Source organism: Rhodococcus sp. NPDC054953, assembly GCF_053609225.1.
Genome location: NZ_JBSGXD010000032.1, coordinates 1 through 14,649, shown reverse-complemented (window position 1 = coordinate 14,649; position 14,649 = coordinate 1). Strand labels below are relative to the sequence as shown.

Below are 14,649 nucleotides of genomic sequence, written 5' to 3'. Positions count from 1 at the left end.
CCGCGAGGCCGGGTGCGCTGCCTTAGCTCAGTCGGTAGAGCATTTCACTCGTAATGAAAAGGTCGAGAGTTCGATTCTCTCAGGCAGCTCAGCGAAGCCCCAGGTGTGTCCCCGGACCTCCTGGGGTTTTCTGTTTCCACCCGACCCGCCGTGGTGGCTGGTTAGCCTGCCGGGATGAACAAGGCGATGGTGGCGGGGCTCGGGGCCGTGCTGGTGCTCGTTGCGGGGTGTGGCGGCGGCGGGTCGGAGCAGGCTCCCGCGCCGACTGAGGCGGCGGCTGCGACGGTTCACCGGATTGGGGAGGACGTCGAGGGCGGCGGGGTTGTCGTGAACGTGACCTCGGTCCGGACGGACACCACGGTCGGGGACCGGTCCGCGCCAGCCGGGCAGAAGTACGTCGTGCTGGACGCCCGGGTCACCAACAACACCGACGCCGGGCTTGATCTGAGTTGCGGCACCGCGATCGGCCGCCGACTGGTCGACGACCAGCGCAGGCGCTTCGACGTGATCCCGGGGCTCGCGTCGGTGCCCGGCAACCCGCCGTGTGCGGAGCTCGTCGCGGTCGGTGCGACGGGGCAGGTCGGTTGGGTGTTCGAGGTGCCCGCCGATTCGACACCGGTGGCGTTCGGGTTCTACGACACCGCCAGCCAGCAGCCGACCGAGCCGCAGGTCATCGATCTCACGGCGAGCTGATCCGGTGCGCGCTCGGCAGCGCCGGGTGAGTTGCCAACAGGGGTGGGGAATTTCTTTCCGCAGGTAGACGGGCGGGTGTTGCTGTGTGGTCACCAGAATTCCCCAGGTTGTCCACAGTCGCGGGGGAGTTGTGCAGAGGACGCGCCCGAGTTGTGCACAGCTCCTGTGGACAACCGTCAGCGGGTGATGTGACCGAGGATCACGGCATGCGCGTGATGCGCCTTCTCGGTGCCGCGGAAGTCCGCCTCGAAGGTGTCCGGTCCCGCGGTGAGCGCAACGCTGCTGGATGAGAAGAACTCGCCAGCCCACGACCTGTTGCTGAGCAGCGACACCGAGCGGATGTTCCGGTACGGGATCGAGGTGATCGCCGTGCGCTTTCCGACGAAGCTGCGGTCCTGGATCACCACCCGCAGGTTCGTCAGGCCGAGGAAGCCGGTCCCCGCGCCGGTGCAGTCGTACACCGCGACGACCTCTTCACCCTGCAGCAGGTCCTGCTGGACCTGCTGCAGCTGATCCGCCTTGTCGTAGATCGGTTGGTCCGGCACGGGAGGGTCCTTCCGGTTGCGGAGGCGTGATGAGGAAGTCGGCCGCAATCTAACCCCGCCGGGGAGGCCGGACAACCATCCGCGACGGGGCGCGCCGATGGCGGGTTCGGGCTACGTTGTCCGTACGCCTTCCCGGACGGAAAGGACGCCACGCGATGACCGATCAGCCGCCGGGCTTCCCGACTCCACCGGCTCCGCGCTACGCGACACCCCCGATGCCCGCCTACCCGTACGCGTCGTGGTGGTCCAGGGTCGGCGCCTACCTGCTCGACGGCATCGTGGTGCCGCTCGCGGGCTATGTCGTCGCGGGCATCGGGGCGTTCGTCGCGTTCAAGGACGCGGGCACCACGACCACCACCTACGGGGGCGACCACTACACCAGTAGGACCGTCGAGACCACCGGCGTCAGCGGTGCCGGGATCGCGGTCTTGGCCGCGGGCATCCTGTTCGCGCTCGCGCTGGTGGTGTGGAACATGGTGTTCCGGCAGGGGCGCACCGGGCAGTCGGTCGGCAAGTCGTGGCTGGACATCGCCGTGGTCCGGGAGGTCGACGGGCGCCCGCTCGGACCGGGAATGGCCCTTGTGCGATGGCTGGTGCTCGTCGTCCTCGGTGACGCATGCTTCCTGAATTTCCTGTGGCCGCTGTGGGATGCGCGGCATCGGTGCTGGCACGACATGCTGGTCTCGTCGGTGGTGACCCGCACCGCATGAGCACAGCGAAAGGCGTCGTGCCTGCCCCGGCAGCGGCACGGGTCAGGGGCCTGGCCGGGCCCGCCGGGCTCGCGTTCGCCGGGGTGGCGTTCGCCGTGCTGCTGCGGCTGCGTGATCCCCGGATGCCGGGTGCCTACGGTTTCTGTCCGTTCCGGGCCCTGACCGGACTCTGGTGCCCGGGGTGCGGGGGCCTGCGCGCGGCGGGCCACCTCACCAACGGTGAGGTGCTGGCGTCGCTGGCGAGCAACCCGTTCGTTGCGCCGCTGGCACTGGTGCTGGTGCTGGCCTGGCTGGGGTGGGTGCGCCGCCGGTGGCGCGGCGCGGGCGGGAGGATGATCGTGTTGTCGCCTGCCGCGTCGGTGATGGTGCTCGCCGCCCTCGGCGGGTTCACGATCGTCCGCAACACCCCGTGGGGTTCGGTGCTCGCACCGACCTGAGCAGGAACCGCAGGAGAACGGAGGTTCGTCGCATGGCCATGGAGATTTTCTCGCTGATCGTGCTCGTCGGCGCGCTGATCATGCTCATCCCGGTGGCCCGCAAGGTCTTCCGCAGGCACGACGACTGACGCCGCGGGCTGGGCTCGACACGGGCGCCGCGCGGGGTCATGCTCAGGCATGGCCGAAACGCTGCGCGACCGGGTCCGGGAGAAGCTGCTTCGACAGATCGCCGAGGACGGCGGCTCACCGTCCGAGGGCGCCGACGACGACGATCCGCGCCTCGTCGCCCTCGACGACGACCTCGCCGCCCTCGAGCGGGCGCCGGACGGTGATCCGGTGATCGAGCGGCTCGCGGAGAAGTACTGGGTGCCCTGACCGCACCACCGATGAGTCCGTGGGCGCCGGGCGGTCTACCCGTCGACGGCAACGGCACCACACGGGAGGACGTCATGGGTCTCATCGAGATCGAACTGTTCACCACCCTCGACCTGGTCGGGCAGGCGCCGGGCAAGCCCGACGAGGACCCGATCGGGTTCGCGTTCGGGGGGTGGCAGGCTCCGCTGCTGGACGAGGTCGCGGGCGCGCAGGTCGAGGCCGCGTACGAGGGCACCGACGCCCTGCTGCTCGGCCGCCGGACCTACGACATCTTCGCCGCCTACTGGCCGCACCAGGAGGAGGGCGGGATCGCCACGCTGTTCAACGGGATCCCGAAGTACGTTGCCTCCCGCGGCGCACCCGACCTGTCCTGGTCCGGCTCCGCCCGGCTCGGTCCGGACTTGGCGGCCGCGGTGCGGGAGGTCCGGGACCGGCACCACCACGTGAAGGTCGTCGGCAGCCTCAACCTGGTGCAGACCCTGCTGCGGGAGCGGCTGTTCGACCGTCTCGATCTGTGGGTGCACCCGATCGTGCTTGGCGCCGGGAAGCGGGTCTTCGACGGCGGCGCGATCCCCGCCAACCTCACTCTCCGCGAACCGCCGGTGGCCAGCCCGAACGGTGTCGTGTACCTGCGGTACGGGCTCGCCGATGGCGTGCCGGGGACTGGGGACATGTCCGCCCCCGGCCGGGGAACCGGCCCGGACTGACGACCCGCGCACCGGCAACTGTTTCGCAAGGCGTATAAATACATCTTGTGTCTAAGTTGCATTCGGCGTCCGAGCAGGTCTACCGCGAGGTGAAGGAACGGATCCTGTCCGCGACCCTCCCCGGCGGTGAGCTCATCAGCGAGGGCGAGATCGCCGCGGAGATGGGAACCAGCCGCACCCCGGTCCGGGAGGCGTTCCTGCGCCTCGAGGTCGAGGGCTGGATGCGGCTGTACCCGAAGCGGGGCGCGCTGATCGTGCCCGTCGCCGACGGCGAGACCGAGCACGTGATCTCGGCGCGGCGCCTCGTCGAGTCGGACGCCGCCCGCGTCGTCCTCGCGCGCGACGACGCTGCCCGAGCCGGTCTGGTGCGGGCGCTGCGCGACAATCTCGACGCCCAACGCGCCGCCGCCAGTGCGGGCGACGTCGGCGAGTTCAGTTGGCTCGACGCCGACTTCCACGGGCTGATCGTGCGGGCCGCGGGCAACCCGCTGCTCGTCACCTTCTACACCAGCCTGCGGGAGCGGCAGCGGCGGATGACCGCCCGGTCGCTGGCCCGCGACCCCCTGCAGCTGCGGTCGATCATCGACGACCACGTGCTCCTCGCCGACCTGATCGCCGCGGGCGACCCGGACGGGTTCGCGGCCGCCGTCGACGTCCACATGCGCCGCGTGCACGGGCTGCCGCTCCCCGGCGGCGACGACCGGCGGACCGGGCAGGGCGACCGATGAGCGTCCGGCTCGACACCCGCGGCGAGGCGCCCGCCCGCACCCGACGACGGGTCCCGCCGTGGGCACTGATCTCGGCCGCCATGTTCGCGGTGGCGTGGGGCGGCAACGAGTTCACCCCGCTGCTGGTGATGTACCGCCTGGATCACGGCTACTCACCCGTCGTGGTGGACGTCTTCCTGTTCGCCTACGTGCTCGGCATCGTGCCAGCGCTGCTGATCGGCGGGCCCCTGTCGGACCGGCTCGGCAGGCGCCCGATCATGCTGCCCGCCCCGTTCGTCGCGGCCGTCGGCTCGGTGGTGCTTGCCGTCGGCGCCGACAGCGCGGCCCTGCTCGTGCTCGGCCGGATTCTCAGTGGTGTCGGGCTCGGGCTGGGCATGGCGGTCGGCGGGAGCTGGCTCAAGGAACTGTCGGTGCCGCCGTGGGACCACCGGGCCGGTGTCGGGGCGGGGGCGCGTCGCGCCGCGATGAGCCTGACCGCCGGGTTCGCGATCGGTGCCGGTGTCGCAGGCGTCCTCGCACAGTGGGCGCCGTGGCCGAGCGTATTCGCGTACGTCCTGCACATCGCCCTCGCGGTCGGTGCCGGGATCGCGCTGCTCGCCGCGCCGGAGTCGCGGGCAGCGACCCCGCGCGAGTCGCGCGCCCCGCTCATCGAGGACCTCAGGATTCCGGCCGCAGGGCACCGGCGGTTCTGGCTGGTGGTGGTGCCCGTCGCGCCGTGGGTGTTCGGCGCGGCGAGCTGCGCGTACGCGGTGCTGCCGTCGCTGATGGCCGAGCACAGCGGGGGCACGCCGATCGCGTTCTCCGCGCTGCTGTGCGTGGTCGCGCTGGGCTGTGGTTTCGCCATCCAGGCCCTGGGCAGGCGCATCGACACCCCCCGCAGTGCCCGAGCGGTGATCGTTGCGCTGGTGATCCTGGTGGCCGGCATGGCACTCGGTGCCGTCGCCGCGGACCGGCTGACGGTGCCGCTGGCCCTGCTCGCTGCCGCGGTCCTCGGCGGTGGGTACGGCATGGCGCTGGTCGCGGGCCTGCAGGAGATCCAGCGGATCGCCAGGCCCGACGACCTGGCGGGCCTGACCGCGGTGTTCTACTCGTTCACCTACATCGGATTCGCGGTCCCGGCCGCGCTCGCGGTCGTGGTCCAGTCGTGGCCGACCGCCGTCGGCTACCCGGCGCTCTTCCTGCTCGGCGCTGCCGTCGCCGCGGGCTGCCTGATCCTGGTTGCGGTGAGCAGCCGGTCGCACCTTCCCGAGCGCTGACCCGGGGCGACCGGCCCCGAAATTTGTTGCCGGACGGTCGGTTTGTCGAGGGTCCCGCGGATCCGCCGATCCGACGCATCGTGGCGTGAACGTGACCGGCCGGGGCCGGGTCCGGGGTACCGTGGCGATGGGATCGGGAGAATGAGAGTGACGCCACGATGTCGCCCGCGGTCCGGGGCAAGGCGGGAAACCTTCCCCACGAATTGACCAGCTTCGTCGGCCGCCGCCGAGAGTCAACGGAGGCGCGGCGGTTGCTCGCGGCCTCCCGGCTGGTCACGCTGACCGGCATCGGGGGCGTCGGAAAGACCCGGTTGGCGTTGCGGGTCGCCGAGGAATCGCGGCGGGCGTTCCCGGACGGCGTGTGGCTCGCCGAACTGGGGCCGCTGTCGTCGCCGGACATGGTGGAGGACGCGGTGTCGTCCGCGCTCGGGGTGCGGGAGTTGATGCCGCATCAACCGTGGTCGCTCGCGGATCACCTCGCGGACCGGCACCTGCTGCTCATCCTCGACAACTGTGAACACCTCCTGGATGCGGTCGCGGAATTGGCGGGTTCGCTGCTGCGCGGCTGCCGGGAACTGCGCATCCTGGCCACCAGCCGGGAGCCGCTCGGAATCGCCGGCGAGGCCGTGCTGCGGGTGCCGCCGCTCGCGGTCCCGGACCCGGATCGGCCGCAGCGACGGCGCGGCACCCCGCGCTACGAGTCGGTGGTCCTGTTCGAGGAACGGGCAGGCGCGGCGGTGCCCGGATTCGGCGTCACCGACGACAATCGGGCCGCGGTGACGCGGATCTGTCAGCGGCTCGACGGGCTGCCGCTGCCGATCGAACTGGCGGCGGCCCGGCTGCGGGCGATGTCGCCCGATCAGATCCTGCAACGCCTCACCGACCGGTACCGGCTGCTCGGCGTCGGGATCCGCGGCGCACCGAGCCGGCAGCAGACGCTGCGCCTGTGCATCGACTGGAGCCACGAACTGTGCACCCCGCCCGAGCGGGAGCTGTGGGGTCGGCTGGCGGTCTTCGCTGGCCGGTTCGAACTCGACGCCGCCGCCGCGATCTGCGGCGAGGGCATCGACCCGGACGAACTATTCGACCTGGTCGCCTCGCTCGTCGACAAGTCGATCCTCAACCGCGACGACGACGGGTACCGGATGCTGGAGACGCTGCGGGACTACGGCGCGGACCGGCTCGCGGAGAGCGGTGAACGCGACCGGCTGCTCCGCAGGCACCGGGACTGGTACGAGAAGCTGGTGCTGCGGGCGGAGGCGGAATGGGTGGGCGCCGATCAACTGATGTGGCTGGCCCGGCTGCACGCGGAGCGGCCCAACATGCGCGCGGCGATGCGCTTCTGCCTCGCCGACCCCGCTGAGGCGGAGGCGGGACTGAGGATCGCCTCGGCGATGGGGCACTACTGCCTCTCCCGCGGCCAGATCCAGGAGGGGCGGCACTGGCTCGATGCGGCGCTCGAGCACCAGGGTGGCGCGCCGACCGCGGCGCGGGTGCGGGCGCTGTGCACCGACATTCTTCTGGCGGGCAACCAGGGCGAGGTGGTCGCTGCCGCGGCCCGGCTCGCGGAGGCGCGGGCCGCCGTCGCCGCGCTCGCCGATCCGTGGCTCGAGGCGTTGCTCGCGCACGCCGAGGGCTACCTCGCGGTGTTTTCCGGGGACCTGCAGCGCGCGCTCGACCGCTTCCGCCGCGCCCTGTCCGGCCTGCGTGTCGACGCGCACTCGGTGCCGTATATCTCGTCGCTGCTCGGGATCGCGCTCGCGCACGCCGTGCTCGGTGACCTTGACCGGGCCGCCGCCTTCCAGGAGCAGGCGCTGGCCATCACCGAACCGAGCGGGGAGAGCCTGTACCGGTCGTATTCCCTGTGCATCCTCGGCCTCGCGTACATCCGCACCGACCGGAACCGGGCCCGCACCCTGCTCGAACAGGGCCTCGACCTCGACCGGAAGTCGGACGACGTGGTCGGGACCGCGATCTCGGTGGAGGCGCTGGCGTGGATCGCCGACCTCGACGGCGATCAGGGTCGGGCCGCGGTCCTGCTCGGCGCCGCGCAGGCAATGTGGCATGCCGTCGGTAGCGCGGGCGTCACGGTGCCCGCCCTCCGCGAGTTCCACGAGCAGTGCATGGAACGAACCCGTCGGGGGCTCGGCGACCGGGCGTTTGCGGTCGCCTTCCGGCGCGGCGCGGACTCGGCGTTTGAGGACACCATCGCGCACGCCCTCGGGGAGCAACCGGTGACGCCGGTGCCGACCGAGACGGTGCTGACGCGGCGCGAACGGCAGGTCGCCGACCTTGTCGCGCGGGGCCTGACCAACCGGGCGATCGCCGAGGCCCTCGTCATTTCCCGCCGCACCGCGGAGGGTCACGTCGAACACGTGCTGACCAAACTCGGGTTCAACTCGCGCAGCCAGATCGCGGCGTGGGTGGCCGAGCGGAAGGGCTCGAACGTTCCTGACCTGGGCTGACGGGTGCCTGCGTCGGGTCGGGTCGGCGCCAGGTACGTGCCGACCGAAAACAGGTATGTGACCGGGTACATCGGCCGTCGTGCCGCGGCGCGGGGCCGGGCATCGTGGAACATGACAGATCCAGCGCTCCAAGCCGAGGTACGTCTGATGATCGAAACCACGCTTCAGCCGGTCGCGACCGCGTTGATGATCCGCAGCTGCGACAACTGTGCGACCCTCCTGGCACCCGACACCCTGACCTGCCCGGACTGCGGGTGCACCGACCTCACCGCGGTGCCGTCCTGCGGTGCCGGATCGATCGTCTCCTGCACGGTCGTGCACTGCACGACCCGACACGGCATTCATCCCGGCTTCGTGGAGTGCACGATCGCGATCGTCGAACTCGACGACGGACCGTGGACCTACGCGTGGCTCGAGGGCGGGCCGCCGGAGCATTCCAGCGACCGGGTCCGGGTCCGCTTCGCGCACGAGGAACCGGGCGAGCGGTTCCCGTACTTCGTTCGGGCCGCTTAGGGCATGTCTCCCAATCCCCATTTCGGCGCCCCTGGCGTCCAATCCGGCCAGGTGCATCCGTGAGGGATTAGGAGACACGCCCTAACCGCCGCCCGACCAAACTCTGCCGCCCGGACCGTGTCGACCCCGGTCCGGGCCGCAGTCACGGGTGCGGCAGCTCCGTGTCGAACAGCCAGCGGTCCCAGAGCGGTCGCAGCGACCGATCCGTGAAGTGTGCTGCGAGGTCGGTGAATTCCTCGGTGGTGACGGAGCCGTGCCGGTGCTTGGCCGTCCACTGCCGCAGCAGGTCGAAGAACCCGCCGTCGCCCAGCTCACCCCGGAGGGCGTGCAGCGTCAACGCTCCCCGCTTGTACACCCGGTCGTCGAACATCAGTGCCGGGCCGGGGTCGCCGAGCAGCAGGTCGTAGGGCAACCCGGCCTGGGTGCGGTGGACCTGGGCGGCGATCTCCTGTGCGGACGGCCCCCCGGATTCCTCCGACCACAACCACTCCGCATAGCAGGCGAAGCCCTCGTGCAGCCAGATGTCCCGCCACGACGCCAGGGTGAGGCTGTTGCCGAACCACTGGTGGGCGAGCTCGTGCGCGACGAGCCGCTCCGCTCCGCGACTGCCATCGCAGTGGTTCGCCCCGAACACCGAAATGCCCTGCGCCTCCACCGGAATCTCGAGGTCGTCGTCGGTGACCACGACGGTGTAGTCGGCGAACGGGTAGGGCCCGAACAGCCGAATGAACGTCTCCATCATCTGCGGTTGCCTGGCGAAGTCGTGGTCGAACCGGGTGCGCATCCGCGGCGGCAGCACCGCGTGCATCGGAACCGGCGTGCTACCCGCGACCCGGCGCCGCTCGTAGGGGCCGATCTGGACGGTGGCGAGGTAGCTGGCCATCGGCTCGCTCTGCTCGTATACCCAGGTGGTGTGGCTGGCCCGAATCTGTTTGCGCAGCAACGCTCCGTTCGCGACCACGTGGTAGGGCGAATCGGTGGTGACCGAGATCCGGTAGCTCGCCTTCGAACTCGGATGGTCGTCACACGGGAACCACGATCCGGCCCCGTTGGGCTGGCTCGCGACGATCGCGCCCTCGGTCAGCTCCTCCCACCCCACCTCACCCCACGGCCCGCGGACGGGTTTCGGGGTGCCCGCGTACTGCACCGTCACCGACAGGGCGCCGCCGGACGGAATCTTCTGCGCAGGCGTGACGGTGAGCTTGCCGTGCTGATGGGTGTACTTCACGCGCGTCCCGCCGACGGCCACCTTCGACACCGCAAGCGTCTGCGACAGGTCGAAGGAGAACTTGCCAGCCGCGTCGGTGGTCGTGGCGGTGATCGTCGCCTTCCCGGCGAGTCGATTGCTGGCGACCTTGTAGGTCAGTTCCAGCTCGTATCGCGACACCCGGTAGCCGCGGTTGCCCGCATCCGGCAGATACGGGTCGATCGGATCCTCGTAGAACCTACCGGCCCTGCCCGGTTTGACCATGCGCCCCGCCCCCTTTCAGTTCCATGGGCCGATCGGATTGCCCTGCCAGCGGGTGTGCGGCGGCACCACATCGCCCCGCATCACCAGGGACGCCGGTCCGACGGTGGCGCCGTCGCCGATGCCGGAGGCGGGCAGCGCGACGCAGTGCGGTCCGAGGGTGGCGCCGCGGCCGAGGGTGACGGTGTCCATCGCCATGATCCGATCATGGAATAGGTGCGTCTGTACAACACATCCGCGTTCGACGGTCGCGCCGTCGCCGAGGGTCACCAGGTCCGCCTCGGGCAGCCAGTAGGACTCGCACCACACCCCCCGACCGATCGACGCACCCATCGCCCGCAGCCACACGTTCAGCACCGCGGTCCCGGTGGCGGCCCGCGCGAACCAGGGCGCGGCGACGGTCTCGACGAACGCGTCGGACACCTCGTTGCGCCACACGAACGAGCTCCACAGCGGGTGCTCGACCCGGCCGATCCGGCCGACCGTCACCCACTTCGCCGCGACCGAGACCACCCCGGCGACGGCGCCAGCGGCGAGCAGCACGACCCCGCTGCCCAGCGCCGCCGCCCAGAACCCGACCCGCCCGGCGAGGACCTCCAGGGTGACCAGCACCCCGAGCCCGATCCCGAACGTGATCACGACGGGCAGCAGCCTGCACGTCTCGACGAGCGCACGCGCCACCTTCAGCCGGGCCGGGGGCGCGAAGGTGCGTTCGGTGTCGCCGTCGCTGGCCGACCTGCGCAGCCGCACCGGGGGGCTGCCCAACCACGACGAGCCGGACTTCGCCTTGCTCGGGGCCGCGGACAGCACCGCGACCAGACCGTTCTTCGGAACCCGGCGGCCGGGGCCGGCCATCCCGGAGTTGCCGAGGAATGCGCGCTTGCCGACCTTCGCCTCCCGGATGTGCAGCCAGCCTCCGCCGAGCTCATAGGACGCGACCATCGTGTCGTCGGCGAGGAACGCGCCGTCCGCGACGGTGGTGAACTTCGGCAGCAGCAGCACCGTCGACGCCTCGACGTTCCTGCCGATCCGCGCGCCGAGCAGGCGCAGCCAGACGGGGGTCAGCAGGCTGGCGTACAGCGGGAACAGGAAGGTGCGGGCCGAGTCGAGGAGCCGTTCGGTGGCCCATACCTGCCAGCCGACGCGGCTGCGGACCGGGTGGTAGCCCTCGGTCAGCCCGACACCGAGCGCCCGCACCGCGACGACGGTCGCGGCCGCGAACACCAGCAGTGCCAGCAGCGTCGCGACCGGCAACCATGCGAGCGCGCGGGGGAGGGCGGCGCCGAGCGACGCGGTGTCGTGCACGGCCCACCCGATCAGGGCGATCCCGGCGGCCAGCGCGACGATCGGCAGCGACGCGATGAGCATCGACGTCAGCCCGTACACCGGCACCCACCGGGTGGCGCGGTCGGGACGCTCCGCGGGCCACGGATGCACGGCCTTCCCGAGCTTGACGGCGGGGGAACCGGCCCAGCTCTGCCCGGCCTTGATCCGCCCGATCACCGCGGACCCCGCAGCGACCTCCGCGTTCTTACCGACCTTCGCGCCGGGCAGCAGGGTCGACCGGGCGCCGACCGCGGCGCCCGCGCCGATCCGGATGCCGCCGACGTGAACGACGTCGCCGTCGATCCACTGCCCGGACAGGTCCACCTCGGGTTCGATCGAGCAACCGTCCCCGAGCTCGAGCATGCCGGTGACCGGGGGCAGCGTGTGCAGATCGACTCCGCGTCCGACCCTGGCGCCGAGCGCGCGGGCGTAGTAGATCATCCACGGTGCCCCGGACAGGTTCGCGGCGCCGCTGGCCTCGGTCAGCCGGTGCGCGACCCACAGCCGCAGGTGGACCGGGCCGCCGCGCGGGTAGGTGCCCGGTTGCAGTCCGCGCAGCAGCATCCGGCAGCCCGCGACGGCGATCGTCATCCGGCCGAGCGGGGTGATGAACAGCAGCACCCCGGCCAGGACCCACCACCACGGCACCGTCGGCGCCCAGGGCACGTCCGCGAACAGGGCGAGCAGGTTGTTCACGACCGCCAGCCAGGTCACCCACTGCAGGCCGGTCAGGGTGGTCAGCGGCACCGTCCACAGGACCTGCCGCCACTGCGCGGATCGCGGTGTCGGTTCGACGTGCCGCGGTTCGACGACCTCCGCGGGGGCGAGCGAGTCGAGGTGGGCGGCGAGCGACCCGAGTCGGGGGTGGTCGTACAGCTGCGCGACGGTCACCTCCGGGAATCGGTCCCGCAGCGCGGTCACCAGCTGCGCGGCGGCGAGGGAACCACCGCCCGCGGCGAAGAAGTCGTCGTCGGCGCCGGTGATCTGGGCCCCGAGGATCGCCGACCACAGCCCGGCAACCCAGGCGGCGGTCCCGTCGAGGTCGGCGGCGGCCGCATCGTCGGTGTCGGCGCCCGGCAGCGGCCACGGCAGCGCGGCGCGATCCACCTTCCCCGAGGTCCGGGTCGGCAGCTCCGGGACCAGCGCGAGCCGCGGCACCAGCGCGGCGGGCAGCCGCTCGGCGAGGTGGATGCGGGCGGCGGCGAGGTCGAAGTCGGGGTCGGTGCTGGCGAGGTAGCCGACCAGGATCGAATGCCCGGTCGCGGTGGTGCGGACCGCGGCCGCCGCGCCAGCGACGCCGGGCAGCTGCTGCAACGCGGTGTCCACCTCGCCGAGTTCGATGCGCCGGCCACCGATCTTCACCTGGTCGTCGGCGCGGCCCTGGAACAGCAGCCCGCCCGGCTCGAGCCGCACCAGGTCACCGCTGCGGTAGGCGCGGTCCCAGCCGAGCGACGGCATCGGCGCGTACTTCTCCGCGTCCTTCGCCGGGTCGAGGTAGCGGGCCAACCCGACACCACCGATGACGAGTTCCCCGACCCCGCCGACCGGGACGGGGGCGCCGTCGCCGTCGACGACCGCGAGGTCCCACCCGTCCAGCGGCAGCCCGATACTCACCGGTGACCTGCCGTCCATCTGTGCGGCGCACGCGACGACGGTGGCCTCGGTGGGGCCGTACGTGTTCCATACCTCGCGGCCGTCGGTGACGAGCCGTTCCGCCAGATCCGGCGGGCACGCCTCGCCGCCGAAGATCAGCAACCGCACCTCCTCAAGGGCCTCGGCAGGCCACAGCGCGGCCAGCGTCGGGACGGTGGAGACGACGGTGACCGACCGGGACACCAACCACGGGCCGAGATCCATCCCGCTGCGCACCAGGGCGCGGGGCGCCGGGACCAGGCAGGCGCCGTGCCGCCAGGCCAGCCACATCTCCTCGCAGGAGGCGTCGAAGGCAACCGACAGGCCAGCGAGGACCCGGTCGCCGGGCCCGATCGGATTGTCCCGAAGGAAGATCCGCGCCTCCGCGTCGACGAACGCGGCGGCGTTGCGGTGGGTGACAGCGACGCCCTTCGGGGTGCCGGTGGACCCGGACGTGAAGATGATCCAGGCGTCGTCGTCGAGGGTCGGCGGTCGCGGGATGCGCTCGGCTGCCTGCGCGGTGCCGGGCTGCACCCCCCGGCCGGTGAGGATCGCCGCGACCCGCGCCTCCCCGAACACCAGGTCGGCCCGCTCGTCGGGGTCGTCGGCGTCGACCGGGACGTACGCGGCGCCCGCGGCGAGGATGGACAGGATGGCGGTGTACAGCGACTGCGACCCGGACGGCATCCGGATGCCGACCCGGTCGCCGGCACCGATCCCGAGGTCCCCGAGCCACCGCGACCCCCGGTCGACCTCGTCGAGCAGTTCCGCGTAGGTCAGGGTGGTCTCGCCGTCGTCGATCGCGGGCGCGTCCGGGTGCGCCCGCGCGGTGGCGGTCAGGACGTCGACGAGGGTGCGCGGCGCGGGAGCGTGTGGCGAACGGAGGTAGGCCGCCGGGATTCGCGAACGGTCAGGGGAGGACTGCGGGTGCAACGCCGGGGATTCCTTGTCTCGTGTCTGCTGACGGGTCTCGTCGTTCTCTCACGTCAAGTTTGCGAGAGAGTGAACGGAAAACCGGCCGCGACATGCGTGGAGCCTACGCCGGGGCGTGGCCTACCTTGGAATCCGTGAACTCGAATGCGGTCGCCACGATCACCCGCCTGCGCGCGCTGATCGACCACCCGAGAACCGGTCCCGAGGAGCGCGCGACGGCGCAGCGGATGCTCGACCGGCTGCTCGCCAAGTCGGCGGGGACGACGGGTGGCGCCCGGCGGTCCGGCGCCGGACACACCCGGGCGGGTCGGCACGTGCGGCTCGACGTGATCGCGGACCTGATCCGCGACGACCTCGCCGCCGCGCGTGCCGGTGCGCCGCTGCCGGCGGCCGGTCCGGTCCTCGACGTGCACGACCCCGTCCGCGCGGCCCCGGGAACCGTCAGCTACGCGGTGACGGTGACCGGTGACGTGTCGCTCGACGTGACCATCGACGGCGTTCCACGGGCCTGGGGGTGGACCGACGCGGGCGGGGTCGACGCGGTGACGCCGCAGCTGCAGACCCTGGCCGAGCGGGTCGCGGACGTCGTGAACGGTCACAACACCGGCGGCGCCGATGGTGGGCGTCGGTTCTTCCTGCGGGTGCGGGTTCCGGAGCACACGCTCGTCTGGTGACTCGCCCCGCCGAGCGCACCCCGGCGCCCGTGCGCGATTTTTACCCCCATCGGGGTACACATCACGCACGGTGCCGGAGGCGCTAGTGCTGGGGGACGCGGAGGATCAGGGCATCACCCTGCCCACCACCACCACACAACGCCGCCGCACCGATGCCGCCGCCGCGGCGCTGCAGTTCCAGGGCCAG

Annotated in this window: 13 protein-coding genes and 1 tRNA gene; 11 read left to right on the top strand and 3 right to left on the bottom strand. The window is 71.8% G+C overall.

Features of this window, described 5'->3' with window-relative positions; translation table 11 throughout:
* Positions 1 to 16 precede the first annotated feature (16 nt).
* Positions 17 to 89 (top strand) — tRNA-Thr (locus tag ACWF62_RS18480).
* Positions 90 to 174: 85 nt separating this feature from the next.
* Entirely contained in the window at positions 175 to 693 is a 519-nt protein-coding gene (locus ACWF62_RS18475) for a hypothetical protein (RefSeq protein ID WP_452630915.1), read from the top strand.
* Between the two features lie 176 nt (positions 694 to 869).
* On the opposite strand, the gene ACWF62_RS18470 is transcribed toward ACWF62_RS18475, so the two are convergent.
* Positions 870 to 1,238: a hypothetical protein gene (locus tag ACWF62_RS18470; protein WP_378571237.1), complete on the bottom strand. Its 369-nt coding sequence runs from the start codon at positions 1,236 to 1,238 to the stop codon at positions 870 to 872.
* Positions 1,239 to 1,393: 155 nt separating this feature from the next.
* On the opposite strand from ACWF62_RS18470, the gene ACWF62_RS18465 reads away from it, so the two are divergent.
* The 8 genes from ACWF62_RS18465 (at position 1,394) to ACWF62_RS18430 (ending at position 8,429) form a co-directional block, all read left to right on the top strand.
* Complete coding sequence (locus tag ACWF62_RS18465; RefSeq protein ID WP_378571239.1) at positions 1,394 to 1,948, top strand: RDD family protein; 555 nt, start codon at positions 1,394 to 1,396, stop codon at positions 1,946 to 1,948.
* Complete coding sequence (locus ACWF62_RS18460) at positions 1,945 to 2,385, top strand: DUF2752 domain-containing protein (protein ID WP_452630914.1); 441 nt, start codon at positions 1,945 to 1,947, stop codon at positions 2,383 to 2,385. The genes ACWF62_RS18465 and ACWF62_RS18460 overlap by 4 nt, the downstream gene beginning before the upstream one ends.
* A 177-nt stretch (positions 2,386 to 2,562) precedes the next feature.
* Positions 2,563 to 2,760 carry a hypothetical protein gene (locus ACWF62_RS18455; RefSeq protein WP_378507515.1) on the top strand — a complete coding sequence of 66 codons (198 nt, stop codon included), beginning with the start codon at positions 2,563 to 2,565 and terminating at the stop codon, positions 2,758 to 2,760.
* Positions 2,761 to 2,834: 74 nt separating this feature from the next.
* On the top strand, positions 2,835 to 3,467 hold the full coding sequence (locus tag ACWF62_RS18450; protein ID WP_452630913.1) for a dihydrofolate reductase family protein: 633 nt from the start codon (positions 2,835 to 2,837) through the stop codon (positions 3,465 to 3,467).
* 47 nt (positions 3,468 to 3,514) lie between these two features.
* Positions 3,515 to 4,195, top strand: a complete 681-nt coding sequence (locus ACWF62_RS18445) for a GntR family transcriptional regulator (RefSeq protein ID WP_378571243.1) — start codon at positions 3,515 to 3,517, stop codon at positions 4,193 to 4,195.
* Between the two features lie 80 nt (positions 4,196 to 4,275).
* Complete coding sequence (locus ACWF62_RS18440) at positions 4,276 to 5,451, top strand: MFS transporter (protein ID WP_378571251.1); 1,176 nt, start codon at positions 4,276 to 4,278, stop codon at positions 5,449 to 5,451.
* Positions 5,452 to 5,609: 158 nt separating this feature from the next.
* Positions 5,610 to 7,916: an ATP-binding protein gene (locus ACWF62_RS18435; protein ID WP_452630911.1), complete on the top strand. Its 2,307-nt coding sequence runs from the start codon at positions 5,610 to 5,612 to the stop codon at positions 7,914 to 7,916.
* Between the two features lie 147 nt (positions 7,917 to 8,063).
* The gene (locus ACWF62_RS18430) at positions 8,064 to 8,429 is read left to right on the top strand and encodes a Zn-ribbon domain-containing OB-fold protein (RefSeq protein ID WP_378507510.1); all 366 of its coding nucleotides are present in this window, start codon (positions 8,064 to 8,066) and stop codon (positions 8,427 to 8,429) included.
* A gap of 142 nt (positions 8,430 to 8,571) precedes the next feature.
* Here the strand turns inward: ACWF62_RS18430 and ACWF62_RS18425 are convergent, their stop codons facing one another.
* Positions 8,572 to 9,900 (bottom strand): M1 family metallopeptidase, encoded by a 1,329-nt coding sequence (locus ACWF62_RS18425; protein ID WP_378507509.1) that lies wholly within the window; start codon positions 9,898 to 9,900, stop codon positions 8,572 to 8,574.
* A gap of 15 nt (positions 9,901 to 9,915) precedes the next feature.
* Entirely contained in the window at positions 9,916 to 13,788 is a 3,873-nt protein-coding gene (locus ACWF62_RS18420; RefSeq protein WP_452630909.1) for a Pls/PosA family non-ribosomal peptide synthetase, read from the bottom strand.
* A gap of 134 nt (positions 13,789 to 13,922) precedes the next feature.
* Between ACWF62_RS18420 and ACWF62_RS18415 the strand changes: the two genes are divergently transcribed.
* Positions 13,923 to 14,462: a hypothetical protein gene (locus ACWF62_RS18415; RefSeq protein ID WP_378507507.1), complete on the top strand. Its 540-nt coding sequence runs from the start codon at positions 13,923 to 13,925 to the stop codon at positions 14,460 to 14,462.
* Positions 14,463 to 14,649: the final 187 nt, after the last annotated feature.